This is a genomic window from Haloferax namakaokahaiae, assembly GCF_042663225.1.
Lineage (GTDB): Archaea > Halobacteriota > Halobacteria > Halobacteriales > Haloferacaceae > Haloferax > Haloferax namakaokahaiae.
Genome location: NZ_JBHTAA010000005.1, coordinates 815244 through 840456 on the forward strand (window position 1 = coordinate 815244; position 25213 = coordinate 840456).

The 25213-nt window shown below is 60.2% G+C and carries 25 protein-coding genes and 1 tRNA gene; 13 read left to right on the forward strand and 13 right to left on the reverse strand.

Annotated elements, in window-relative coordinates; genetic code table 11:
- The first annotated feature begins 152 nt into the window (after positions 1-152).
- A complete protein-coding gene (locus ACFQJC_RS11745; protein WP_390223685.1) occupies positions 153-623 on the forward strand; it encodes an Lrp/AsnC family transcriptional regulator in 471 nt (156 codons plus the stop codon).
- Positions 624-638: 15 nt separating this feature from the next.
- Here the strand turns inward: ACFQJC_RS11745 and ACFQJC_RS11750 are convergent, their stop codons facing one another.
- The gene (locus tag ACFQJC_RS11750; RefSeq protein WP_390223687.1) at positions 639-1295 is read right to left on the reverse strand and encodes a bifunctional 4-hydroxy-2-oxoglutarate aldolase/2-dehydro-3-deoxy-phosphogluconate aldolase; all 657 of its coding nucleotides are present in this window, start codon (positions 1293-1295) and stop codon (positions 639-641) included.
- Positions 1296-1490: 195 nt separating this feature from the next.
- On the opposite strand from ACFQJC_RS11750, the gene ACFQJC_RS11755 reads away from it, so the two are divergent.
- A complete protein-coding gene (locus tag ACFQJC_RS11755; RefSeq protein WP_390225601.1) occupies positions 1491-2519 on the forward strand; it encodes a S1C family serine protease in 1029 nt (342 codons plus the stop codon).
- Between the two features lie 70 nt (positions 2520-2589).
- Positions 2590-3030, forward strand: a complete 441-nt coding sequence (locus ACFQJC_RS11760; RefSeq protein ID WP_390223688.1) for a pyridoxamine 5'-phosphate oxidase family protein — start codon at positions 2590-2592, stop codon at positions 3028-3030.
- Between the two features lie 57 nt (positions 3031-3087).
- Here ACFQJC_RS11760 and yqeC read toward each other — a convergent pair whose 3' ends face one another.
- Positions 3088-3843 carry a selenium cofactor biosynthesis protein YqeC gene (yqeC, locus tag ACFQJC_RS11765; RefSeq protein ID WP_390223690.1) on the reverse strand — a complete coding sequence of 252 codons (756 nt, stop codon included), beginning with the start codon at positions 3841-3843 and terminating at the stop codon, positions 3088-3090.
- A 658-nt stretch (positions 3844-4501) separates the two neighbouring features.
- On the opposite strand from yqeC, the gene ACFQJC_RS11770 reads away from it, so the two are divergent.
- Positions 4502-5488 carry a class I SAM-dependent methyltransferase gene (locus ACFQJC_RS11770; protein WP_390223692.1) on the forward strand — a complete coding sequence of 329 codons (987 nt, stop codon included), beginning with the start codon at positions 4502-4504 and terminating at the stop codon, positions 5486-5488.
- 102 nt (positions 5489-5590) lie between these two features.
- Positions 5591-5663, forward strand: a tRNA-Thr gene (locus tag ACFQJC_RS11775).
- Between the two features lie 302 nt (positions 5664-5965).
- On the opposite strand, the gene ACFQJC_RS11780 is transcribed toward ACFQJC_RS11775, so the two are convergent.
- Positions 5966-7324 (reverse strand): MBL fold metallo-hydrolase, encoded by a 1359-nt coding sequence (locus ACFQJC_RS11780; protein WP_390223694.1) that lies wholly within the window; start codon positions 7322-7324, stop codon positions 5966-5968.
- A 506-nt stretch (positions 7325-7830) separates the two neighbouring features.
- Between ACFQJC_RS11780 and dph5 the strand changes: the two genes are divergently transcribed.
- On the forward strand, positions 7831-8637 hold the full coding sequence (gene dph5, locus ACFQJC_RS11785) for a diphthine synthase (RefSeq protein WP_390223696.1): 807 nt from the start codon (positions 7831-7833) through the stop codon (positions 8635-8637).
- A 48-nt stretch (positions 8638-8685) separates the two neighbouring features.
- Here dph5 and artA read toward each other — a convergent pair whose 3' ends face one another.
- The 3 genes from artA to ACFQJC_RS11800 all read right to left on the reverse strand — a co-directional run bounded on the left by artA (position 8686) and on the right by ACFQJC_RS11800 (position 13408).
- The gene (artA, locus tag ACFQJC_RS11790) at positions 8686-9618 is read right to left on the reverse strand and encodes an archaeosortase A (protein WP_390223698.1); all 933 of its coding nucleotides are present in this window, start codon (positions 9616-9618) and stop codon (positions 8686-8688) included.
- A 192-nt stretch (positions 9619-9810) separates the two neighbouring features.
- Positions 9811-12411 carry an ArtA-dependent S-layer glycoprotein gene (locus tag ACFQJC_RS11795; protein WP_390223700.1) on the reverse strand — a complete coding sequence of 867 codons (2601 nt, stop codon included), beginning with the start codon at positions 12409-12411 and terminating at the stop codon, positions 9811-9813.
- 217 nt (positions 12412-12628) lie between these two features.
- The gene (locus ACFQJC_RS11800) at positions 12629-13408 is read right to left on the reverse strand and encodes a VOC family protein (RefSeq protein ID WP_390223702.1); all 780 of its coding nucleotides are present in this window, start codon (positions 13406-13408) and stop codon (positions 12629-12631) included.
- A gap of 146 nt (positions 13409-13554) precedes the next feature.
- On the opposite strand from ACFQJC_RS11800, the gene ACFQJC_RS11805 reads away from it, so the two are divergent.
- Positions 13555-14997, forward strand: a complete 1443-nt coding sequence (locus ACFQJC_RS11805; RefSeq protein WP_390223704.1) for an MATE family efflux transporter — start codon at positions 13555-13557, stop codon at positions 14995-14997.
- A 28-nt stretch (positions 14998-15025) separates the two neighbouring features.
- On the opposite strand, the gene ACFQJC_RS11810 is transcribed toward ACFQJC_RS11805, so the two are convergent.
- Together ACFQJC_RS11810 and ACFQJC_RS11815 are read right to left on the reverse strand one after the other, a co-directional pair.
- Positions 15026-15466: a TIGR04206 family protein gene (locus ACFQJC_RS11810; RefSeq protein WP_390223706.1), complete on the reverse strand. Its 441-nt coding sequence runs from the start codon at positions 15464-15466 to the stop codon at positions 15026-15028.
- A gap of 34 nt (positions 15467-15500) precedes the next feature.
- Positions 15501-16610 carry an OBG GTPase family GTP-binding protein gene (locus ACFQJC_RS11815; protein ID WP_390223708.1) on the reverse strand — a complete coding sequence of 370 codons (1110 nt, stop codon included), beginning with the start codon at positions 16608-16610 and terminating at the stop codon, positions 15501-15503.
- Positions 16611-16864: 254 nt separating this feature from the next.
- Between ACFQJC_RS11815 and ACFQJC_RS11820 the strand changes: the two genes are divergently transcribed.
- The 6 genes from ACFQJC_RS11820 (at position 16865) to ACFQJC_RS11845 (ending at position 20906) form a co-directional block, all read left to right on the forward strand.
- Positions 16865-17068, forward strand: coding sequence for a VNG_1110C family protein (locus ACFQJC_RS11820; RefSeq protein ID WP_390223710.1), 204 nt, complete (start codon positions 16865-16867; stop codon positions 17066-17068).
- A 48-nt stretch (positions 17069-17116) separates the two neighbouring features.
- Positions 17117-17482 (forward strand): DUF7541 family protein, encoded by a 366-nt coding sequence (locus ACFQJC_RS11825; RefSeq protein ID WP_390223712.1) that lies wholly within the window; start codon positions 17117-17119, stop codon positions 17480-17482.
- Positions 17483-17599: 117 nt separating this feature from the next.
- Positions 17600-17947, forward strand: coding sequence for a DUF6684 family protein (locus tag ACFQJC_RS11830; RefSeq protein WP_390223714.1), 348 nt, complete (start codon positions 17600-17602; stop codon positions 17945-17947).
- 99 nt (positions 17948-18046) lie between these two features.
- A complete protein-coding gene (locus tag ACFQJC_RS11835) occupies positions 18047-19813 on the forward strand; it encodes a cytochrome c oxidase subunit I (protein WP_390225603.1) in 1767 nt (588 codons plus the stop codon).
- A gap of 352 nt (positions 19814-20165) precedes the next feature.
- Positions 20166-20423 (forward strand): DUF7520 family protein, encoded by a 258-nt coding sequence (locus ACFQJC_RS11840; RefSeq protein ID WP_390223716.1) that lies wholly within the window; start codon positions 20166-20168, stop codon positions 20421-20423.
- Positions 20424-20504: 81 nt separating this feature from the next.
- The gene (locus ACFQJC_RS11845; protein ID WP_390223717.1) at positions 20505-20906 is read left to right on the forward strand and encodes a universal stress protein; all 402 of its coding nucleotides are present in this window, start codon (positions 20505-20507) and stop codon (positions 20904-20906) included.
- 2 nt (positions 20907-20908) lie between these two features.
- Here ACFQJC_RS11845 and ACFQJC_RS11850 read toward each other — a convergent pair whose 3' ends face one another.
- From ACFQJC_RS11850 to ACFQJC_RS11870, 5 genes are read right to left on the reverse strand one after another with little or no spacing between them, the layout of a single operon-like run.
- Positions 20909-21583, reverse strand: coding sequence for a thioredoxin family protein (locus ACFQJC_RS11850; RefSeq protein WP_390223719.1), 675 nt, complete (start codon positions 21581-21583; stop codon positions 20909-20911).
- A gap of 3 nt (positions 21584-21586) precedes the next feature.
- Positions 21587-22330: an ABC transporter ATP-binding protein gene (locus ACFQJC_RS11855; protein WP_390223721.1), complete on the reverse strand. Its 744-nt coding sequence runs from the start codon at positions 22328-22330 to the stop codon at positions 21587-21589.
- Positions 22327-23085, reverse strand: a complete 759-nt coding sequence (locus tag ACFQJC_RS11860) for an ABC transporter ATP-binding protein (RefSeq protein ID WP_390223723.1) — start codon at positions 23083-23085, stop codon at positions 22327-22329. Before ACFQJC_RS11860 ends, ACFQJC_RS11855 begins: the two co-directional genes overlap by 4 nt.
- Positions 23085-24230, reverse strand: a complete 1146-nt coding sequence (locus ACFQJC_RS11865) for a branched-chain amino acid ABC transporter permease (RefSeq protein ID WP_390223725.1) — start codon at positions 24228-24230, stop codon at positions 23085-23087. Before ACFQJC_RS11865 ends, ACFQJC_RS11860 begins: the two co-directional genes overlap by 1 nt.
- Positions 24227-25195, reverse strand: coding sequence for a branched-chain amino acid ABC transporter permease (locus tag ACFQJC_RS11870; protein ID WP_390223727.1), 969 nt, complete (start codon positions 25193-25195; stop codon positions 24227-24229). The genes ACFQJC_RS11865 and ACFQJC_RS11870 overlap by 4 nt, the downstream gene beginning before the upstream one ends.
- Positions 25196-25213: the final 18 nt, after the last annotated feature.

Sequence of the window (25213 nt, forward strand, 5' to 3'; positions counted from 1 at the left end):
CCGGCCGCTTGTGTCTCGACACGGTAAAAGCCAGTGATTGTCCTCCATTTTAAATGATTAGTTACCAGATTCGTAATTAGTCGAGGATATTCTGTGTTTTCGATATCGGATTGGGCCAGAGTTAATGATATCGCTCCAAAAGGAATCGAACGATGACGACGCGAGAGTTAGACGCCTTAGACAAACAGATTTTGTACACCCTCCAATCCGAGGCCAGACACACGTCGTCGAGCGATATCGCGTCCGAACACGATGTGTCGGCGAGCACCGTCCGAAACCGCATCCAGCAGTTGGAAGCCGACGGCGTGATTCGCGGCTATCACGCCGACGTGGACTACGAGACGACGGGCTACCAACTCTTCACACTCATCGTCTGTACGGCCCCGATTCCGGAGCGCGAAGAACTCGCAGCGGCGGCCGCCAACGTTCCCGGCGTCGTCGAAGTCCAAGAAGTGGTGACCGGACGGGGAAACGTCCTCGTTCACGGGATCGGCGTCGATGGTGACGACCTGAGTCGCATCGGCGAGGAGTTAGACGAACTCGGTCTCCAAGTCTCGGACGAGGATTTGATTCGGAACACCCACAAGCGGCCGTATTCGGCGTTCGACGCTGACGAAACGTAAAGACCGTATCGCAGGTTACTCTCGGGCGGCGTCGATGGTTTCGGAGAACTCCCGGGCCGTCTCGGTAATCGTCTCGAAGTCGCCGTTTGCGATGGCTTCGTCGTCCATGATGGCACCGCCAGCGCCGACGACGATTGCGCCCGCTTCGATGTAGTCGGCGACGTTGTCGAGACCGATGCCGCCGGTCGGCATCAACGGAATCTGCGGCAGTGGGCCGTGAATGCTCTTGAGGTGGCCCGGGCCGAACGACGAGGCGGGGAATACTTTCACGAAGTCAGCGCCGGCGCTGTAGGCGTTGACCGCCTCGGTGGGCGTTGCGATGCCGGGTGCGACGAGCGTTCCGTACCGATTGCAGGCCTCGACGACGCCTTCGTCGAAGTTCGGGCCGACGACGAACTCCGCGCCCGACTGAATCGCGGCGGTCGCGGTGGGTTCGTCGAGGACGGTTCCTGCGCCGACGATGGCCTCGTCGTCGGAGAAGGACGCCGACACCTCGCCGATGAGGTCCATCGCGTTCGGGTTGTCGGCGGTGATTTCGTAGGCGGTCACGCCACCCTCGTTGAGGGCGTCGGCGACTTCGATGATGGTGTCGGCGTCGGCACCGCGCATCACCGCGACGACGCCGCTATCGATGAGTCGCTGCATGTCCTCGTGTACGTCGAGTGCTCCCATGGTCACCCCGATATTTACTACAATAATTAATAAAGGCCAGTCTTCCGTGCACCATTCGCCGTGGCGTTCCGGCAGTCACATTCATCGTATCCGACGTGATTGTCTCGTGTCACCACGCGACATGCTCAAATTCGCTCGGCACTAACGTCAGGTAAGCGACGGTGGATGCGGACGCACCCGCGTTGCCGCCGCCGTATCATGACACACATCGACCTCGAACGACTGTACCGTGAGGTGATTCCCTCTGTCGTCTCCGTCTACGTCAACGGGCGGCGGCGCAGTACCGGAGGCGCGGGAAGCGCCTTCGTCTACGACGACCAACACCTCGTCACCAACGAGCACGTCGCCCGTCTGGCGACCGCCGACGACCGCGTCGAACTCCGATTCGCCGACGGGTCGTGGCGAGTCGGCGAAGTCGTCGGCTCGGACGCCTACACCGACTTGGCAGTCATCGCCGTTCCCGACCTCCCCGCCGACGCGTCGCCGCTGACGCTCGCCACCGACAACCCCGCACCCGGCCGCCACGTCGCGGCCCTCGGCAATCCCCTCGGTCTCGACGGGTCGATTTCGGCGGGTATCGTCTCCGGCGCGAATCGCTCGCTGCCGACCTCCAACGGCTTTGCCATCCCCGACGTGGTGCAGACCGACGCGCCAATCAACCCCGGAAATTCGGGCGGCCCCCTCGTCGGCGTCGTCGCCGCGGCGGAGAGCGACGACCCGACCTACGAAGTCGTCGGCGTCAACCGAGCGAAGTCGGGCGACAACATCGGCTTTGCCGTCTCGCCAATCATCGCCCAACACATCCTCCCGAGCCTCGTCACGGACGGGCGCTACCGCCACTCGTACCTCCGCGCGCGGACGCTCGACGTGACGCCGACGATTGCAGCGGTCAACGACGTGGCCGCACCGACCGGCGTGCTCGTCGTCGATTTCGGCCGTGGAGACGCGTCTGACGACGGCCTGCGTGGCTGTACGGACGCGGTCGAAGTCCACGGTATGCGCATCCCCGTGGGCGGCGACGTCATCGTCGCCATCGAAGGGCGGCCGATTCGCACCCACGAGGAGTTGATGCGCTATCTCATCACCGAGACGAATCCGAGCGAACCCGTCGCGGTCGATGTCCTGCGCGACGGCGAACCGCTCACGCTCTGTCTCGTCCTCGACGAACGCCCCTTCGTCGGGAGCGACGACCGAACCGGCGGGAGTCACATCCCCATCGAGTGAGTCAGTTTCGGAGACTCTGACCACCTCTTTCTGACCACCTGTTCATGTGTCGCGGGCGCGAACTGTACGTATGGAGAACGTCAGATACGTCTACACCGTGGGAATGGACGACGACGAGATTGCGACCCGTCTGCAACGCGCCGACGCTGGCGTCCTCTCGCTCGCGGCCGACGGCCGCGCCTACGCGATTCCCGTTCACGTCCACTACGACCGCGCAGGCGGCCGCTTGCTCTTTCGACTCTCGGACGACGGGCACAGCGAGAAGTTCGAGTTCGTCGAATCGACCGACGAAGCCACCTTCACCAGCTACGGCGACGAGGGCGAAGACTCGTGGAGCATCGTCGCCCGCGGTGAGATTCACCGATTGCCGGACGACGAACTGCCGGACGACACGACACTGAACACGGTCTATCGCCCGCTTCGCGTCTTCGACGAAGACATCGCGGACATCGAACTCGTTCCGCTCGAACTCGTCCTCGGTGAGTTGACGGGGCGAAAGACCGCTCGGTAGCCTGCGTTTGGCGACTCAATACCGGTCTTCGACGGCTTAGTACCCGGTTTCGACGACTCAGTACACTTCTCGAACTGGGTCGGACTCGGTGAGGTCCACGGCGACGACGCGTTCGACTCGCGGGTGTTCGCGCACCCACCCGGCGATTCGGTCGGCGACCATCTCGTCACTCGCCGTTTCGACCATCGTCAGTACCGGCACGACCCGGGCCGTCCGTGGAACGCATTTCAATCCGCCGTCGTGGCTGGCGATGACCGACGCGATATCCCACGGCGAGAGCGCCTCACCCGGCGAACACTCGGTGACAGAGGCGACACGCTCTGGTCGGTGAACGGTCGCTTCGGTGAGCGATTCGCCGACGGCTTTGACACTCGCCAACGGGCAGACAATATCGGTCGTCTCGGGGAGTTGTGGTTCGTGGTCGTCGGGGGCCTTCAGTAACCGCGAGCGTGCGCCATCTGCTTTGACGATGACCTGGTCACTGGTCAGGTGCGCGAATTCATCGACTCGTTCTGTGCTGTAGCCGCGGTATCGCTCGTTCGACTGTCGTGCGGGAACGAGTCCGAGTGGTCGGCGAGAGTGGTTTTCGAGTGCGGAGACGGGGTCTTCGGTGACGGCGAGCGCCGCGACGTGGTCGTCGAATATCGGAATGCCCACCGTGCTCGTCAGGACGGCATCGAGTTCTTCGGTGAGTCGGTAGAGGAAGGGTTTGATTCCACCCGCGCCGACGACGCCGACGAGTTCGCTCCGGCCGATGCCAACCGCGTCCGCGAGCGCCGAGTTCGGCGCAGTCGTCGGCGCCTCCGCGGTCATCGGTCCCACTCACGGTACTGGTTCGCCGGTCGGAGAGACGGTCCAGAGAGGGGTGTCGGTACGCGGGCGCGCCAGACGCGATGGTGTTCGAACTGCCGGTGTTGGCCCCCACACATGTCACACTCTGTGATGTCCTCGATATTCATGCTACCGCCCGCGCTGACCCGTCAGCGATTCGGAATCGTCTCGGTCAATTGGGCGAGCAAGGGGTCGCGGTAGAGATAGCCGAGGACGGAGACGGCCAACAACACCGTGACGGCGACGACTGCTTGGAAACTCTCGCGGTTGGCCGCCGCAGACCCGGCGAAGCAGATTGCATCGTCTGGAATCCCCGGAATCAGGAAGATGAGAGAGCACCGAAAACCCGTGGGAGGTCGATACGTCGTCGAACCGCGTGAGGACCGCCGGGTCGATAACGCGCTCGACAGTCGGCACTCACCACGAAGACGACAGGAGACGATTTCGAGGGACCTGTCGAGTCGGCACAGACCCGACAGACCAGTCAGAGGCTGCCCACAGACTCGGCCAGTTACCGTTCAGTATTGCGGGCAGATTACATACCAGACGTGATGGGGTATACCTATTCCTTTCTCAGTCAGGAGGATATAAGGCTGCGTTAAAACGTCACCCTTACTCGGACGTAGAAAGTGGAGTGGGTATGAACGTCTCGTGTGTCCGCGTCGCCCGCGAAGACGGCGAAGCGACGCGACAACGCCTCGTCGATGCCGGTGTGTTGGACCACTCACACCGGATTACCGTCGTCGAAGGCGTCCTTTACATTCCCGTCACCGAACCCGAGCGCGTCCCCGAGGAGTTCGACGTCGTCACCCACGACGCACCGCTCCGCGAGACACAGACCACTCCCGCAGACGTCCTCGGCTACGAACCGTCGTACGAACGACTCGGCGATATCGTCATCATCGACGAGGACGACCCAGAGACGGCTCGTGAAATTGCCGACGCCATCGTCGAATCCGACATCAAAGCCGACAGCGTCGTCAATCGCGCCTCCAAAATCAAAGGCGAACTCCGCGTCCGCGACTGGGATGTCCTCGACGGCGACTCCACTGAGACAGTCCACAAAGAGTACGGCCACGAGTTCCACCTCGATATTGCGACGGTCTACTTCTCTCCTCGCCTCGCCACCGAGCGCCACCGAATCACCGAACAGATTTCGCCGGGCGAGCGCGTCTTCGACATGTTCGCCGGCGTCGGTCCCTATTCGATTCCGGCCGCCGCCGCAGGAGCCACCGTCGTCGCCTGTGACCTGAACGAAGCCGCAATCGAGTTCCTCGAAGAAAACGCCGAGCGCAACGACGTTTCAGACCGCATCACGGCGATTCAGGGCGACGTGCGCGAGGTTGCCGACGACTACGAAGGCTGGGCCGACCGCCTTATCATGAACCTCCCGCACAGCGCGAACGAGTTTATCGACACTGCAGTTCGCCTCGCCGGCGACGAGTGCGTCATTCACTTCTACGACATTCAGCACGAGGACGACCCGTTCGGACCGGGTCTCGAAGGGATTCGCGCCGCGGCCGAACCCGACTACGACGTCGAAGTTCTCACGGAGCGAGTCGTCCGGTCGTACTCGCCGAAAGAGGTCAACGTCTGTGCCGACGTTCGCCTGACGAAGCGGGCGTAATCGAAACAGGGAGCCGTGGTGACGACGGGCACTCGCGCCCCCGATTCGCAAGTCTTAATTACGTAACCGGGGTACGAAATAATGCACTCAGAAGCGCACCACGCCGGTGTAGCTCAGCTGGCAGAGCGATTCCTTCGTAAGGAATAGGCCGAGGGTTCAAATCCCTCCACCGGCTCTTTCTACCGAACACAGTGAGGTTGAAGAGCCTCGCGTGGAGGGATTTGAGCCAGCGAGCAACGCTCCGCGTTGCGAGTGAGGTTCACAATCTCCTCCACCGGCTCTTTTTGACGCGAACTACACGCCGAGCACCTCGTGTGCTCGGCCCTCTCGTGAGCGGAAAATGAGTGACTGGAGGGATTTGAACTAGGGAGCGAACGACAGTGAGCGACCGTAGTTCACGCGAACGAAGTGAGCGTGAATATGTGAGGCACCTGCCTCACGACGTTCGCCCTCCTCTCCACTGCCTTTTCCCGCGATTCACGCGTGGAACGAACCCATGCAGTTGTACAACCCGCGTTCGTAGATATCGGGTTGCTTGTACACTTGGATGTGCGAGCCAATCTTCGCGTCGGCCCAGTGGGCGTGGTCGTCGTGGTCGAGGAGGCGGCGAACCAGTCGGTCGTCGGTGTCGAGGACGACGTAGCCATCGGTGTCGGCGAGGTAATCGAGGTCCGGGCTGGTGGTGTACTCGTAGCCGCCGCCGTTCATTCTGATATCGACCCATTCGTCTTCGACCAAGGGAACCAGAACGTGCGTGTCCGTCTCGAAACCGATCGTCGTCCGCTTGTTTTCGAGGCTGTCGTACGCACTCGGAATCAGGGCTTTGAGTTCGTCCAGCGTCGGGTGGGGATCGCGTTCGTAGGTGAAGGTTCGCTTGGCGAGGACGGTTTCGACGTACTCGCGTTTCGCCTCTTTGTCGTCAGGTTCGAACTCTTTCGAGCGCTCGCCGGTCGTCAGGTCGATGTGTTCGTTCGCGTTCAAAAAGACCGGTTCGTGCTTCGAGCGGTCTACGTGTTCGAGGAAGAACTCACGCGCCTCTTCACGCGGGGGGTTCGCCGTGTACTGTGTGAGGTGAGCGAGTTTACCTGCGAGGACGTACTCGCCCGCGAAGGGGAGGTAGTAGTCGGGTTCGAACAGGTCGATGAAGTTGAGTGCGAGTTCGTGTTTCTCTCGAATGACGCGGTCGCGCTCTTCGAGTTTCTGCTCGTGGCTGTACTGCCCCATTGCCTGCGGATAGAACTGTGCGGCGCTGTACTGGTGGGCGAGCAAGTCCACGTGGCCGTACTGCTCTTTGACTTGGCGACACGGTTGTTCGGCGATGGGGTACGGGCAGTCGTTCGTATTGACCATCGTGAACGAGCCATCGTCGATAACGGCCAGCGAATCGACTTGGGTCGAGCCGAAGGTGTCGGCTTGGTCGTCGTACCACGTACACCCGAAGAAATTCCCGCAGAGTTCCGGGTCGCACCCGTCGGCGGCGAGGATGTTGATGTGCGTTTCACCCTGCAGGTGTGTGCGCTCGCCGTGTGGGAGTTCGATCACGTCGAAACCTTGGTTTTCGATGCGGTCCCGGAGGTAATCCCACCGGTAGTCGTGGATGAGAACCGGGATGTCCGTGTCCATGCGGTCGAGCGTCGCCGGGTCGTAGTGGTCCGGGTGGACGTGCGAGATGTAGATGTAGTCTACGTCGTTGAAGTCTTCCGGCTCGAACTCACGCGGTGGATAGTGACACCACGACCCGAAGTACGCGCCATCGACGAGCCACGGGTCACAGAGGATGTCCGTATCTTTCGTCTCGACCAGGAGGGCCGCCGAACCTAAGTACGTGATTTTCATGTTGCTATAGTATCACTTATTGGACTTTGATATCCACTATATACTCGCAGACAGAGCGATGTAACTGAACCTTTCATTAGAAAATCAGGAAATGGATATGTTCACATACAACATGATTTATTGGTTTGGAATCGGCTACACGTTCAACAGAAGAGACTCCGAGAACGACCACGAAAATGTGTCGTTTAACTAACTATTAAAACGGAGACTACTCTGCGTCGCCAAATCGTTCCCGCGTGACAGTGTGCTCGCCACGGAGTATCGACTTCGAAGCGTCGTCTGTTTCATCCCATTACGATTCTGAGTAGGAGTAGCGAATACCCGACCCACTGTTTCGAATACTCAAACTCTACTGGTTGACCGAATAATTCTGTACCCAGGGCATGACTGCTCGTTGCTGGGAGAGGCAACAGCTGCCGTCAATTTTCGACAACTTGACTGACAACACCACACAGCACAGTCCTGAAGTTCACGTCGCTTATGACCACCCACGACAGAGTTCGCCTATGCTCACTTTCGTTGGACTCGGTCTGTACGACGAGCGCTCTATCACCGTCGAAGGACGTGAAGCACTCGAATCGGCGGACCGCGCCTTTGCAGAGTTCTACACCAGTCACCTCGTCGGCGCTACTGTCGAAGACCTCGAAGCATACCACGACATCGACATCGAGGTACGGGACCGCGCAGGCGTCGAGCAAGAGCCAGAAGCGATTCTCGATGCCGCCGAGGAGGAAGACGTCGTCTTTCTCACGGCCGGCGATACGATGATTTCGACGACACACGTGGACCTCCGCCTCCGTGCCGAAGCGCGCGGCATCGAAACCCATCTCGTCCACGGCGTGACCGCCCAGTCCGCCGCAAGCGGCCTGACGGGACTGCAGAACTATCGCTTCGGAAAGGCAGTCACACTTCCGTTCCCGTACGTTCACGGCGGTGACCCAGTCCCGAAGAGCGTCGTAGACTCGCTCGAAGCGAACCGCGAACGTGGGCTTCACACGCTCGTCTATCTCGATATCAAAGTCGGATGGGAGGGTCGTCGCGGTGTCGAACTCGACGAGGACGAATACATGACGGCGGACTACGCCGCCGAACTGTTCGCAGAACACTGGGACCCCGAGGCACTCGGCGTCGTCGTCTGCCGAGCGGGTAGCCCCGACCCCGTCGTCGCGGCCGACCGACTGAAGGACCTCGCAGAGCGAGACTTCGGCGACCCACTCCACATGCTCATCATTCCCGGTGAAGTTCACCACGTGGAAGCAGACGCGTTGACGGCACTCGGTGGCGCACCTGCTGAGATGTTCGACTTCGACTGAGTCTTTCGGTTCGAGGAAAAAGCACCCCTCCAGTTCTTTGAGTCCCTCTTAGGCGGTTCTATCCTCGGGGAGTTCGATGCCTAGCTCCTCGCGTAAATCGTACTCGTCGCCCGTGAGCATGAACAGGACGTCTTCGATAACTGTGAGGAGTTCCGGCACTTCCCGGACGACGAGATACGTAATCCCGATGAGCGCGACCACGGCGAGGAATTGACTGATGATACGGTCCGAGATGAAAAAGGAGACCAGGTATGGGTCAGACGACCCGAAGAGGAAGAGAACCTCGTCGACGAAGATGTGGAAGTACTGCTTTCCGACCGACGTGATGATAAACGTCGTTCGAAGCAGATTCAACGCGTAGATGATCGGTACTGCGATGGCGAGACCACGCAGTTTGCGTCGCATCGGAGCATCGACTGCGGCGATGAGTCCTGCGAAGATAGCGATGCTACCGAGACCAGTGCACGCGAGTACGACTTCGACGACGATTCGGTGGTCCCCTTGCATCCACAAGAACGTGTTCAGGTAGCCTTCGTCACCGAGAATCATCTCCGTGTTGTACCCGAGTGACTCGATGAGGAAGTTCGTCTGTGCTGCGACCGTCTCCATCAACACACCACGCGGTGCCGGAATCGTCGTACCGAGGAGCGAAATTGCAGGAATCGTCTCGAACGGGAGATAGACGACACCCATTACGGCAACAGCACGCGAGAGGATAAACAGCGAGTCGCGGCCGCGATAGAGGAGCAACCCCGTGTAGAGACACGCAGGAACTGCTGCGATGGTGAGCAATCCCTCGATGTAGCTCTTGTGTACGAGCGTGAAATGCGGAATAAGTTGGAGCCAAAACACCGCAAAGAGTACCCATCCCAGGGTCGTCACGTTCCGGCCGAGGTCACGGTTTCGGCCAGCGAGGAGGACCCCAGCGACGAAGGTGGCAATCGCCACCCACGCGAGGGCATCGGAGAGCAGTCCAGGCATACGTTTTGATTAGATGCACTGAATAAATCCCTTGTCGTTGCGTGCGCTCACGCTGCGCGAGCGATATTTCGCCATTCGCCAACGTACTCGTTCATTCTCCGACGGGACTCGTTCACGAGTGCCGTCGCTGTAGGGGTAGTGTATAAAGAAATTGAGGGGACCGGGAAGTTCCCGGTTAGTTAGCGTCTGAAGTTAGTCGCGGCGGACTGCGAGGAGTGCAGCTGCGACGAGTGCGACCAGAGCGACTGCGATGCCGAAGCCGGGCGTGCCGGTCGAGGTTTCCTCTTCGGTGGGTTCCTCGGTCGGCTCTTCCGTAGCCTCGGTCGTCTCTTCAGTCGGCTCTTCCGTAGCCTCAGTGGTTGCTTCAGTCGTGGTCTCAGTTGGCTCTTCAGTCGTGGTTTCGGTTGCCTCGGTCGTCGTTTCCTCGACCTGGCCAACCGTACCTTCGGCGGTTGCGTCAGCAGCGTCGCCGGAGTCGACAGAGACGGTCACGTCGAACGTGTCGTCAACTGCCTGTTCACTGAAGTCGAACGTTGCCGAGAACGTTCCGTCAGCCTGGACGTATGCCGTGCCAGTCTTCAGGAAGCGTGGCTGGGTGTCGCCCGACGAGCGGACGCGGAACGTCAGCGCCGTACCGGGTGCGACAGTAGCCGTGCCGGAGATCGTCTGGCCTGCAGCAGCGTTGACCGTAATCTCGTCGTTGTCGAGGCTGATCTCAGGCTCGACAACGTCGAAGTCTGCGGAGACGGACTCGCCGTCTTCTTCTTCAGTCAGGTCACCGTCTTCGAGGACGGTGAACGTCGCGTTGAAGGAGTCACCGTCAGCGACAGAGAGCTGGGTGACACCAGAAGCGTTGCTGTAGAAGTCCGTACGGGAGGCCGAGACGTCGTCGAGGTCGTAGACCACGAAGTACGTGTCGTTCTCGCCGTCAGCGATGACCGTAGCGCTCGTGCTGTTGATGCCGAGGACCTTGGCCTTGCGGTTCGGACCAGGGTTCGTCTGCTCGACAGTGATGTTGAACTGCGTGCCTGCGAGGTCATCGAAGCTCTCTGCTTCGAATGCACCTTCGAGACCAGTTGCCGAGATCTGGTGGACGACGATGTCGCCGTTTGCGATCTCGGAGGATTCGGTCACGTTACCGTTTTCGATTGCGTCGTAGACGTCAGCAGCGTCAGCGACGTCCGTACCGGTTGGTGCGGTCCAGATAGCCTGGGAGTCGGTGCTGCGTTCTTCGAGAACGAGCGTACCGACGTTGTCCGCGTCGCCACCCGTAGCGACTTCGAGGTCGTAGTCACCAGCATCGAGGAGGTCGCCCGAAGGGACTTCCGTCGTGATGTTGGTGTCAGTGACTTCGTCGTCACCGTCAGCCGTGAACGAACCTGCAACGTTCGGCTGGTAGGTGTTGAACAGCAGGACAACTTCGCCGTCGTCGTCCTCGTCGGAGACTTCGACTTCTGCGGTGTAACCAACGTCGTCCGAACCGATGGTGACGTTAGCCGTCGAGGTGCCCGTGAGGGAGACGGTGACTTCAGCGATGTCGCCGACCTGTTCGGTGACAACGGAGGTCTCGAAGTCTGCCGAGGAGTCAGCAGCCTTCGTGACCGTAACCGTGTCAGAGGAGACGGTGACGCCCGAGAGGACGTCCGTCACTTCGATCGTGTACTCGCCTGCGTCGAGCGTTTCGACGTTGAAGTCGCCTTCACCCTGACCGTTGAGCGTAACGGAGTCGGATGCGACTTCTTCGTCGTCTTCGTCGAGGACAACAACGTCAACGGTGCGGCCGCCCGCGTTGGCGGTGACCGTACCGGTGACGTCGTCCTCGTCGGTGACGTTCAGTTCGTCCACGGTGACGTCGAGACCGAGGTCACGAACGTCAACCGAGGAAGTCTGACCGTCGAACGTGAACTCGTACTCGCCGAGGTCACGGTTGGACGTCTTGAACAGGAAGACCTTGCTAGCCGTGCCGGTCGAACCGTCGAACTGGTAGCTGTTGTCGTCGTCAACCGCGTTGACTTCGACGTCAGAGTTCGTGGAGTTCGAGACGACTGCAACGACGGAGCCCTTGTAGGCCGTCGCGTTGTTCGTGCCGTTGACGAACACAGGTGCGAACGTGACGTCTTTCGTACCGGTGACCGTGTTACCGGAGTCGTCAGAGACGTTGTACTCAACTTCGAAGTCGTCCGTGTAGACGTCGTTGACTTCGATGAGGACGCGGCCGTTCGTGACATCGGTAGTGCTGGTGAAGTCGTCGCCGTCACCGTTACTAACGTTGATGTCGTTAACCGTCACGTTCTCGCTGAATGCAATTTCGAACTCAGCGTCTGCCTCATCCGTACCGTTCTGGTAGTGGATTGCGGAGAGGAACGAAGGGTTCGATGCAGACGTGATCGTTAATGCATCAGACGCGTTAAAGTCTGCAACTTCGCCGCCACTCAGGGTAGAGGAACTGTTGAGAGCAGAGACGTTGTACGTACCCGTGCTGAGGTCCGAGACGTCAAGCTCGTTGGCAAAGTTGGTGGGGTCTGCGGAAGACACGAGTGGTTCGGAGGTGTTGTAGACACCGTCGCCATTCACGTCAACCCACACATAGTAGTCGTTAGCTGTTCCGTCGGTTTCTGCTACCGATGTGACGCCAACAGACGCACTAGGTCCTGCCTCAACAGATGAGGAGGCCAAAGTGACGCCTTCAGCGTCCGCGGCAGCCGAGCCCGAGAACGCGATGGAGCCGGCGAAGACCGACATGACCATCAACGCAGCGAGCAGGACTGCGCGAATTTGTTTGTTTCCTTTCATTGTTATAGATTGATCTATAAGCGGTGAAACAAGCTTTCAGTCTGAATCGTCCTGGGTAGTGGACACCAGATTACTCGCTCGAGACACCTTGGGTAGGGGTACAGTTCGGACACAGTCTGTTCGCGGTAAATACTTTGTGGATTAGTGCAATTTCTTGGTAACTAGAGAGTCGTCTAACGCTGACTTCGAAAAAGGCGAAAAGGAGGTGTAAACTGCGTTACTCGGGCGATTCGAAATCAGCCGGGAGGATTTCGATTTCGTGACCCTGGAAGTCTTTGGTGAACGCGTAACGGTTGTCGCAGGACTCTGGGTCACGGTAGTCTTCTGCCTCGCGGACCATCAGCGTCTCCCAGTAGTCGTGCAGGTCGTCGGTTCGGACCGCGAGGTGGCCCCACGCGTCGCCCATGTCGTAGGTTCGGCCGTCGTAGTTGTAGGTGAGTTCGACCGCCATCGCCTCTTCGGCGGCGTCCGCTGGCTTCATGAAGTAGTTGGCGAAGGTGTCCGATTCCCAACGGCTGGTGTGTTCGTACTCGAACTTTCGCGTCCAGAAGCCGAGTGCCTCGTCGGCGTCCTCGACGCGAATCATCGTGTGGTCGAGACTCCACTTCTCACCGTAATCGCGCTTGACGATTTCGACCTGGTGGCCGTCCGGGTCCTTGACGAAGGCGTAGCGGCCGCCGCAGGATTCTGGGTCGCGGTAGTCCTCGACGCCTTCGTCCATGAGCTGTTGATACGACGCTTCGAGTTCGTCTTCGGGGACGCGAACCGCGATGTGTCCCCACGCGTCGCCGAGTTCGTAGGAGTGGTCGCCGTGATTGTACGTCAGTTCCAACACGGCGCCCTCTTCGTGGAGGTCTTCGGGACCGAGGTACACGTTCGTGAACGTGTCTGCTTCCCACCGACCCTTCTCCTCGTAGTCGAGGTGCGTCGTGTACCAATCGAGCGATTCTTCGAGGTCTTCGACGCGCATCATCACGTGGTCGAGGGTTCCTGACATGGTTCAACCAAGTCTCGCCGCGTCGAAAAACGTACCGGACGCGGAACACCTTGTGTCTGGTCCGCGTGGCCGTGTGAGGGCCTCTCATTGGGGAACGGCGTGCCGATTGCGTACGCCCTAAATAGTGACCACGTGAACGACCGGTAGTGCCTTCGGTCCCCAACCCTATTCGTGCCCTCATCGTCGGCATCGGTCTCCTCCTCTCACGAGCCGGATTGGTTGACCGTGAGCGTGCGGTCCGCATCGCCGACCTCTCGTGGCCGCGTATCATCACGGGTCTCGCCCGGATGTCGAAAAACGCCGTGGACGTGGCGATGGTCGGAATCGTGCTGGGACCGGTTGCGATTACCGGTGTCGGCTTTGCGGGACCGTTCTGGGGGCTTGCATTCGCCATCGGTGGCGGTGTCGCGGGGGGAACTATCGCACTCGTCTCCCAGCGATACGGCGCAGAAGCGTACGAACAGTTAGGGACTGCAGTCCGGTCCAGTGGACTGCTCGTCGTCCTCGCAACCGTTCCGATCACGGCGATTTTCTGGTCGTTTCCGGTCGAGTTGCTGTCCGTCCTCACGAACGACCAGCAGGCGATCGAATTCGGTGCGGCGTACCTCCGCATCGTTGGATTTGGCGTCCCGTTCGCGGGGTTGAACCTCGTCGGAAGTCGCGTCCTCGTCGGCACCGACGACGCGTACACGGCGATGGTGCTCAGAGCGACCGGCGCGCTTTTGAACATCGCAATGAACGCGGTATTCATCTTCGGCGTTGGCCTGGGTGTCGAAGGTGCCGCGCTCGGAACCGTCCTCTCGAACGCCATCGTCACTGGAGGGTTTATTCTCGGTCTCTCCCGTGGGTCGCTTCCCGGAGTCGGCGAGTTCCCCGTCCAAATCGACTTTTTCGGGTCGTACGTCGATTTGCGAACGCTCCGTGACCTGGTCGAAATCGGCCTCCCTGTGATGGGCCGCGGCTTGGTCTGGACCGTCGCAGAGTTCCCGATGCTCGCCATTCTCGCCATCTTCGGCACCGACGTCGTCGCCGCGTTCGTCATCACGCGGCGCATCTGGGGACTGATGAACACGCCGGGGTGGGGCTTCGGTCTCGCGTCGTCCAGTCTCGTCGGGCAGGCATTGGGCGACAACGACGAGGAGACGGCGGAAGCCTACGGCAACGAAATCATCAGATTCGCCGTCGCAACCTACCTCGTCTCGGCAGTGCTCGTCGCCCTCTTCGCAAACCAAATCGTCGCCCTCTTCGTGGAAAACTCGGGTGGACGCGTCGTTCCAACCGCGGTCACGCTCGTCTACGTCGCCTGCGTCGCAGTCATCTTACAGGGCGTCTCCGGCGGGTCTGCCGGGCCACTCGACGCGAGCGGCGACACCCGCTGGACCTTCGGAAGCCAGTTCTTCGGGATGTTCTGCGGGTCGATTCCGCTCGCGTATCTCGGGGCGACGACGAGTCTCGGACTCGCCGGGTTGTATCTCGCCTTCCTCGCCGAGACGACCATCCCAGCGGCGCTCAACTACTACCGATTCAGAACGGGGACGTGGAAGAAGGTCAGTCGGAGCTACCGTCCCGGTGCTGCGGCGGACGACTGAAACTCGGTTCTCTCAGCACGCGAGTTCTTCATTCGCGCGTACGCGAAGACGCACGCGACCAGTACAGATACCCGGCGAGTGCCCACAAGAAGACTGTCCCGACGGGCCACGCGGTTCGCCCGGGTTGAATCGAAAAACCGCGGGCGACCTCGAACTGCGTAATGCCAGCGAGAAAGAGGCCGGCGGCGGTCACCCGAACGTCCTCTCGACCAAGCCAGACGGCGACGACGGCGCTGGCGAGCGCGACGAGATAGCAGACGACGCCGAGTGGCCACGCGAGAATGAAGTCTGGAAGCCCCCTCGTGAATCGAAAGAGGAAGTCCGTGAGCGTGGTCACGTTGAGTGGAGCGAGGTTCACCAGTCCCCACGCGAACAGCAGCGTCGGCGGCCCAGTAGAAAAGACCTGCACGGACCACGGCAGGAGTCCGACACCGAGGACGAGGAGCAGTCGTCTCTCTGCGGGCGTCACACGCGACAGCAGAGCGGAGAGTCGCAAACCGGCGTCACCGCGTCGTGATGACGCGAAGGACGTCTTCGTCGGCGAGTACGTGGTCGCGGCCGACCTGTTGTTCGTCGTGTTTGGCGCTCGGACCGCTCACGCGCGCGAATCTGAATCCCTCTTCGAGTTTCGCGCCGAGTTTGGTAATCGCGTCGTCTATCGTGTCTCCCTTTCGGAGGACGAGGGGTTCGTCGTAATCGACGCCGCGACCCGGTTTGTCCATGTAGACGCGGATGAGACCGAGTGCCTCCCAGATGTCTTCTTTCAGCGCGTCGAGACCCTTCTCTGCTTCGGCGCTGATGAACGTCACCTCGTCGGGGTCGAGACCGACCTCGCGGAGGTTCTCTTCGACCGTCGGGAGGTAGTTCTCGTCGATGAGGTCGGCTTTGTTGACGGCGACGATAGACGGCAGGTAGACGCGGTTTTTCATGATGCCGTCGATGAGTTCGTCGATAGTCGTCTCGCCGCGGAGCGTCACTTCGGCGTTGACGAAGCCGTGTTCTCGGAGGACGCCCTTGATGGTCTCTTCTTCTAACTCGACGCTGTCACTTTTCGTGACGCGGATGCCGCCTTTGCCTTTCTTCGTAATCGAGAGATTGGGCGGCGTCGAATCGAGTCGAATCTTGTTGGCGTACAACTCCTCTTGCAGTCGCTCGTAGCGGTCGATTTCGAACACCGAGAGCATGAACACCACGAGGTCGGCCGTGCGAACGACAGAGAGCACTTCGCGTCCGCCACCGCGACCCCCTGCGGCCCCTTCGATGAGGCCGGGAACGTCGAGAATCTGGATGTTCGCACCCTTGTACTTCAACATCCCCGGGTTCACGTTGAGCGTGGTGAACTCGTATGCACCCGTCTCGCTCTCGGCGTTCGTGAGCGCGTTGATGAGCGTCGATTTCCCGACGCTCGGGAAGCCAACTAACGCGACGGTCGCGTCTCCAGTCTTCTCGACCGCGTAGCCTTGGCCACCGCCGGCCGAGGATTGGTTTTCGAGTTTTTCCTTCAACTCCGCGAGTTTCGCCTTCAACCGACCGATGTGTCCCTCGGTCGATTTGTTGTAGGGCGTACTGGATATCTCCTCGCGGATGTCTTCGATCTCCTCCTCCAGTCCCATCGTCACAACTTCCGCCGTGTCTGTCGAAAAACCCTTTCCTTCGAGCGCGCGCCGACAAAACGGCAATAATCACCTCGTAATCGAGTGACTGAAGCCGAATTCACCGAGAATCACGGGGGCCACCGTCGTCCGAGACGAACATTCAAAAATAAGAGAAACTCGGCCAGAAGTGCAGATTTGCGCAGGTCTGTACACACTTAGAGGCAATATCGGCACGGTTATACAGGACCAATACGACCTGCCGTTGGAAACCGATGCCGGACCCTGCGATGCTCCGAGACAGCACGCAAATCGTACTGCCGTGTGATATGCTCGACGAGATTCTCGACGACTTGGAAGAAGAGTTCGTCGTGACGGTGTTCCCGAGCGGAGACGGGACGTGCCGAATCATCGGAAGTCCGGTCGAAATCCGCGCTGTCAACGACTTTCTCGCGCGTCACGGAATCTCCGTCCCCTGACGGCGTCCATTCCGAAGCGCTTGTTACTGTACAGCCCAAGCCTCCGGCATGGACGAAACGCCGGGACTCTCGGACCAGTACCGCAGGGCCAGCCCGTGGCCGGTATTCGTCGCCCTCGGTATCCCGCTCTCCGAACTTGGTCTCCTGTTCGACTTGTTCCCGCTCGCAGTCGGTGGCTTGCTTCTCTTCAGCGGGAGTGTCGCAGGAATGCTCCAGGAGTCGGGATACGTCGAATCGATCTGGAAATCGCTCGCCGTGCTCGCGGTGCTCCTGTTCGTCGTCGGTGGGTTGTTCGTCTTCGTGGGCGGTAACCTCGTGACTCGTGGCTACGCAGTTATCGCGTCGGGGGCGCTTCTCCTCTTCGGAGGCGTCGTCTTCGAACTGTTCGTTCGAGACCAACGACAGGACATCTGACTCCCGCGATTCGTTTTCGAAAGGAGCGCTGACGCTTTCGAGACGAGCGAGGTCGGGGTGCCGAACTGAGAGCGGAAACCAACAATCTATTTGTCGGGCGTCCCCGAGCATTCGAGTATGGCAAACAAGACGTTCGACAAGGATACCATGCTCGACCTGGTGGTCAACATGGTTCCGCTGGCCATCATCCTGTTCTTCGTGGTGGCCTTCGCCGTCGTCAACCCGTTCGGGTTCGAATCGCTGCCGTCGGGGCTGCAGTTCGCGCTTCTCATCGTCCCGTTCGTGGCACTGGCAGTTCTCACGTATCTGTCGGGGAAGGCAATCGCCGGCGCAGAAAAAACTGGCACAGTCTACCCACCGGGAGCAGCGACCGTCCCCGGTATCGAACCACTCCACGAAGAGGAAAGCGAGCTCGAAGAACCGAAAGACGAAAGCGCCTCTGCGGTCGAAGGCGATACTGCGTAAACCCTCCTCGAAACGCGGCGCGTTCCCGAATCTTTCATTACCCTGCACTACTCAGCCACTTCTATGGAGGTCAACGGACAGCTAGCACTGACGGTGCTTATGGGAGCCTTTCTCATCGCCGTCGCCGCGTGGCTCGCGCGGATAGAAGACTGGCGGTCGTACACCCCACTCGCGGGCGGTGGGGCCGTCGGAAGTACCAAAGAGCAGTACGTCTCGAAGGAGAAGCCTGCTGGGCTTATCCGCTGGTTGACGACTGTCGACCACAAAGACATCGGCTTACTCTACGGCACATACGGGTTGATTGCGTTCGCCGTGGGTGGCCTGATGGTTATGGCGATGCGCGTCGAACTCGCGGACCCAGCATCGACTGTCATTTCGAACACGTTCTACAACTCACTGCTCACTAGTCACGGGATTACCATGCTCTTCCTGTTCGGGACGCCGATTATCGCGGCGTTCTCGAACTACTTCATCCCGCTTCTGATTGGCGCGGATGACATGGCATTCCCGCGAATCAACGCCATCGCGTTCTGGTTGCTGCCACCCGCAGCGCTGCTCATCTGGGCGGGGTTCTTCCCCATCCCGGACCTCATTCCGGCGCAGACTGCGTGGACGATGTACACGCCGCTTTCGGCGGGTATCGGTCAAGGTAACCAAGCGAACGCCGGTGTGGACCTGATGCTCCTCGGCTTGCACCTCTCGGGTGTCTCGGCGACGATGGGTGCCATCAACTTCATTGCGACCATCTTCACCGAGCGCAACGAGAAAGTCTCGTGGGCCAACCTCGACATCTTCTCGTGGACGATTCTGACCCAGTCGGGTCTCATCCTCTTCGCGTTCCCGCTCCTCGGTAGCGCAATCGTCATGCTGCTTCTCGACCGGAACCTCGGAACGATGTTCTTCGCCGCTGAAGGCGGGGCAATCCTCTGGCAGCACCTGTTCTGGTTCTTCGGTCACCCCGAAGTGTACATCCTCGTGTTGCCCCCGATGGGTATCGTGAGCCTCGTGCTCCCCCGCTTCGCGGGTCGTCGCCTCTTCGGGTTCAAGTTCGTCGTGTACTCCACGCTCGCCATCGGTGTGCTCTCGTTCGGTGTCTGGGCGCACCACATGTTCGCAACGGGTATCGACCCGCGTCTCCGCGCGTCGTTCATGGCCGTCTCGCTGGCCATTGCGATTCCGAGCGCAGTGAAGACGTTCAACTGGATTACGACGATGTGGAACGGGAAGATTCGACTCACGACGCCGATGCTCTTTTGTATCGGCTTCGTCTCGAACTTCATCATCGGCGGCGTGACGGGCGTCTTCCTCGCGTCGATTCCGGTGGACCTCGTGCTCCACGACACCTACTACGTCGTCGGTCACTTCCACTACATCGTCATGGGTGCCATCGCGTTCGCAGGCTTCGCGGGACTCTACTACTGGTTCCCAATCTACACGGGCCGGATGTACCAGCGGACCCTCGGTAAGTGGCACTTCTGGCTGTCGATGGTCGGCACGAACGTGACGTTCTTCGCCATGATTCTGCTCGGCTACGGCGGCATGCCCCGTCGCTACGCGACGTACCTGCCGCAGTTCGCCACGCTCCACCAGATTGCGACGGTCGGTGCGTTCATCCTGCTCATCGGTCAGCTCATCTTCGTCTGGAACATCGTCCAGTCGTGGCTCGAAGGGCCGGCCATCCAGGATGGCGACCCGTGGGGACTCGAAGAAGACGGTCTGCTCACCTCCGAGTGGACCTGGTTCGAACGTCGCCTCGAAACCGCCGTCACGGACGGTGGCGAAGAGGACGAGACGCTCGCAACCGACGGCGGAGTCGCATCGGAGAGCGCATCCGATAGTGTCGGCTCCGAAGACTCGGACGAGTAACGAACCGCATCCATTTTTTCAGCGCGGCAGTCGAGAGCGGACGCGCCACTTACACGCGCTGGGTAAAACTCGACCGTTCATCGACGAGTATCCGAACCTGTGGCTCTGACCAGATGAAAAAACGACGGTTCCGCGAGTCGCCTCCGTCCGCGACTCGGTTCGGTCTCGAGTTACGTGACGAGCAGGATACCGGTCACGAACATCAACACCGCGACGGTCCCGAGGATAAGACCGAGCAGGTCCGTATCAGACATAGTCGAGGCTTACCGGCGTGGAGCAAAAGGTTCATCGGTGCGAGTCGGACCGCTGGCGAATAACAACCACTATCCAGACTCGCCTCCGAATCCCGTCTGTGCGCTCGAACGTTGGCGGTCGGCGGTTCGTCCTTGGATTGTACGCTCTGCTCGTCGTCGTCGCGGGAGTCGCGGGCTTTTTGACGGGGACGTTCGTCTCGGGTCTCTCGGCACCACGGTTCCTGTTTTTGATTCCGTTCCCCCCGACACCAGTCGGCTTTGCGGCCTATGGTGCGCTCACTCTCGCGCTCGTCCTCGGCCTGCCGCTCGTCCTCGTCGTCTTCGTCTCAGAACGAATCGACGACGACGCAGTGTGAGACGATAGAATCGACCGCCAGCGGCAAATTCTGATGATTAATCGGCACAACTACTAAGAGCGGTCACGGAGAGGTGAGAGTATGTACCACGTGGTAATTGGCGTTGACGACGACGCGGAACACGCACTCGCATGTGTCGAAGAGGTCGGAAAGATGCCCGGCGATGCGTCAGAAAAACAAGTGACACTCGTCCACAGTTTCACCGACAATCCCAGCGGCGCGTCGGCGACACAGATCCGCTCGATTCGAGAAGCGGGTGAGTATCTCGACGAGCACGGAATCGAGTACGACGTCAACGAGGCCTCGGGTGACCCCGCCGACGTCATCATCGAACTCGCAGAGGAAGAGGACGCAGACCTCATCGTCATCGGCGGGCGAAAGCGCTCGCCGGCCGGAAAGGCACTGTTCGGAAGCGTGACGCAGACGGTTATTCTCAACGCGGGTCGGCCCGTCATGGTGACGGGCGTTCCGAATCGCGCCTAAAATTAGAACACGCGGGCGACGAACTCCTCGACTTCGTCGGGGGACATCAGCCCGGATTGTTTCTCGACGAGCGTGCCGTCACGGAAGCACGCCACCGTCGGTGCGGACGTGATATCGAAGGTCCGGCAAAAGTCGTCTGCGGCCTCGCCATCGACACCGGCGACCGCAACCGCCGAGGGGATACGCGCCTGTATCTCGTCGAGTTCGGCTTTCATCGCGTCACACGGTTCGCAGAACCGTTTCCACACGGTGACGACCACCTCGTCGTTCACCTCGAGGAACGACTCGAACGTCGAGTCTCGAAGTTCGAACAGTCCCTCCGGAACCGACGAGGCCGGTTCGAGTTCGACGATGATCGACGCCATCACCGAGAGCAGTTCCTGCTCGACTGGAATGTCGAGGAACGACTTCGCTGCGAGGTACGCGATGACGTCCTCGCGCGTGATTCCCCGTTTGTCTACTTCGACCTCTGCCTCGTCCGGAGGCATGTTGAAGATGTCTCCAACGGTGCTGTAGAACTCCTCGTTGGAGACCGCACCGTAGATGTCGTGATACAACGCCAGTACTTTCTGGAAGTCGTCGGTGACGGTCAGTTCGCCACTGTCGGACTCATCGACAGCGCCCGCTTCGATGAGCGTGTCGAGTGCAGTTTCTGGGTCTGTGTGTGCCGCTGCCATGGATTATACACCGAGGTAACGTTGCCGAGTCTCTTCATCGTCTCGCAATTCTTCTGCGCTTCCGTCGAAGACGATTTGCCCCTGGTCGATGACGTACGCTCTGTCGGCGAGTTTGATAGCCGCCGCGGCGTTCTGCTCGACCAAGAGGATGGTCGTGCCGTTGTCGCTGATGCGCCTGACTGCGTTCTCGACGTCCTCGATGATCTTCGGGGCAAGCCCTTCGTACGGTTCGTCGAGCAAGAGCAAGTCGGTGTTCTGCTTGAGTGAGCGGGCGATGGCGAGCATCTGCTGTTCGCCACCGGAAAGCGTCCCCGCGCGCTGGTCCTGTCGTTCGTCCAGTCGGGGGAACTGTTCGTACACTTCCTCCGTGGACATGCCCTTGTGTCCGAACGAGAGCGACCGACCCCACGTGTTGGATTTGTTGTTCACGACCTCCGCGAGATGGAGGTTCTCTGCCACCGTGAGGTTCGGGAAGATTCGTCGTTCTTCGGGAACGAGCGAGATACCCTTCACGGAGACGTCCTCTGCGGGGACGCCCGTGATGTTCTGGTCTTTGAAGTTGATACTCCCACTTCGAATCTCCGGGGGAGTCGCACCGGCGATACAGCGGAGTGTCGTGGTCTTCCCGGCACCGTTGCGGCCGAGCAGCGCACAGATTTCACCCTCTTCGACGCTCATCGAGAGGTCGCGGATGATGTGGCTCTCGCCGTAGTAGGCGTTGATGGTGTCGATATCGAGGAGACTCATAGTTCGACACCTCCGAGGTAGGCCTCTTGGACGGCCTCGTTACCCCGAATCTCGTCCGGGGTCCCTTCTGCGATGATGCCACCCCGGCTGAGGACGACGATTCGGTCGGAGATGGAGAAGACGATCTCCATGTCGTGCTCGACGAGGACGAACGTCAGCCCGTGTTCTTCTTTGACCCGTTCGATGAGATCGACCGTCGATTTCGTCTCTTCGGGAGACATGCCGGCGGTCGGCTCGTCCATGAGCAACAGGTCGGGTTCACTGGCGAGTGCAATCCCGATTTCCAGTCGGCGCTTGTCACCGTACGGCAGGTCTTCTGCCACGGTGTTCGCTTGCCCGAGCAACCCGACCGATTCGAGGGTGTCGCGGGCGACTTCGTGAACGTCTGTGAGACTATCGCGGTGTTTCAGGAACTCGAACCCGAACGCGCCGCGCTCGGCGGCGAGTGACGCGATTTCCGCATTCTCACGGACGGTGAGCCCGGGGAAAATCGACGCCGTCTGGAAGGATTTCGAGACGCCTCGCTGGACCACTTCGTGCGGGTCGAGACCGATAATCGACTCACCTTTGAATTTGATGTCGCCGCTCGTCGGATCGAGTCGGCGGGTGATGAGGTTGATGAGCGTCGATTTGCCGGCCCCGTTCGGGCCGATAATCGAGACGCGTTCGTCTTCTTCGACGGTGAGGTTCACGTCGTCAGTTGCGACGAGACCACCGAACTCTTTGACGAGATTGTTGGTTTCGAGGAGTGCCATTAGTTGTCGCCTCCGATGCGTGCTGTAACGAAGTCACGAATCCGTCCTAAGATTCCCCAGAGACCGTCGGGGACGAACCAGACAACTGCGACGAACACGATGCCCAGGAGCAAGTGCCAGTAGTAGCCGAAGTCGTTGATGAGCACGATGCTCGTGAACGGAATCGTGAGTGCCTGAACGGTGCTGACGATGTTCTCGATGTAGAGGTACACCGCGACACCGAGGACGGGACCGAACATCGACCCCGCACCACCGAGCACCGTCATCACGACGATGTCGCCGGATTCCGTCCAGAACAGCGATTGGAGCGGCACGTACGAGCCGTGGATGGTGAACAGACTGCCGGCGATGCCTGCGAACGCACCAGAGATGATGAACGCCATCAACTTGTAGCGCCAGACGTTGAGACCGACGAACTCCGCGCGCTGTTCGTTCTCGCGGATTGCGCGGAAGACCATGCCGTACGGCGAGTTGAGGATGCGGTAGGCGAGTGCAACCGCGCCGACGAAGAAGACGCCGACGAAGGCGTACAACCCAGTCCCGAGGAGCGTCCCCAGGACCGACGGCAGGTCCGCTTCGAGATGAATCATCCCGAAGAGCGACCCAACATCGACGCCCGTCAGGCCGTTCTCACCTCCCGTCAGGAAGGCTAACGGCGAGGCGGCCATGAAGTAGAACATCTGTGCGAACGCCAGTGTCAGGATGGAGAAGTAAATCCCACCGCGACGCAGCGAGAGGAACCCGAGCACCCACGCGAGGAGGACCGCAAAGAGCGTCCCCGAGAGAACCATCACGAGTGGGTCACCAGAGACGTTCTTGGCGATGACGCCCGCAGCGTAGGCCGCACCGCCCCAGAAGGCGGCGTGACCGAACGACAGCAACCCGGTGTAGCCGAGCAGCAAGTCGAAACCGATAGCGAAGATTCCCCAGATGAGGATGAGCGTTGCGAGGCTCTGGTAGCCCTGCAGGAAGTCCGAGATGAACGGTGCGCGCGCGAACAGCCACGGGAAGAGCGCGACGATGACTGCCGTCAGTCCGACGACAGCGCCCTCTCTCTCACGGAACAGTTGGAGTCGTTCGACCAGCGTGAGGTCAACGACTGCCGACTGGTCTTTCGTCCCAGTCGTCGTCTCTTCCTCGCTCATGGCGCCACCTCCTCGTTACCCAGCAGACCCTGTGGACGAAGCAGGAGGACGATTGCCGCGATAGCGTAGAGTCCGACCTGCGACCACGCGGGTGCGAGCGACACGAGTGCTGCCGTCGTGAGTCCGAAGACGATTCCACCGAGCACCGCGCCGGCGATGCTTCCAACACCGCCGATGACGACGGTGAGGAACGCCGGAACGAGGATGTTGGTCCCAATCGTCGGGTTGACGACGTTCAGGGGGCCGCCGACGACGCCCGCGATACCGGCGAGTGCGGCACCGATGCCGAAGACGACGATGTAGGGGCGCGTGATTTTGATACCGAGAAGGCGCACCATCTCCGCGTCGCGCGTGCCTGCGCGGACGACGAGTCCGAAGTCGGTGAACTCGACCAGTGCGTAGACGAGCAGGACGAGGACGGCGGTGATACCGATAACCCACAACCGCCACTGCGGGAAGTTGCCGACGATGGGGAGTGCAATCGGTCCGGAGACGGGGAGACCCGCGAACGACCCGAACGCGAGGATGCGATCTGGTTGCTCGAACGGAAGGCTGTTACTCCCGAAGAGCACTCGGAACAGCTCTTGAACGACGATTGCGAGCCCGAACGTGACGAGAATTTGGTCCGTATCTGGCCGGTCGTAGAACGGTCGTGCGACGAATCGTTCCATCAGGAGACCGACGATGAAGACGACTATCGGGACGAGCAGTAGCGCGGCGAAAAAGCCCCAGTCGAGTCCGAACGTCGAAAAGCCCCACTCTTGGAGCTTCCCGTTCGAGAGCGGAACGTTCAGTGCGATGAGTAGTCCCGCGTACGTCCCGACGAGGTAGAGCGCGCCGTGCGCGAAGTTGACGAACTTGAGCGTTCCGAGGATAATCGACAGCCCAACTGCGAGCAGGACGTAGATAGCGCCCTGTTGAAGCCCGTTGAGGAGGACTGTGAGTATGTCTGCGAGGAGGCTCATTATCGGTGTCCTCCAGTT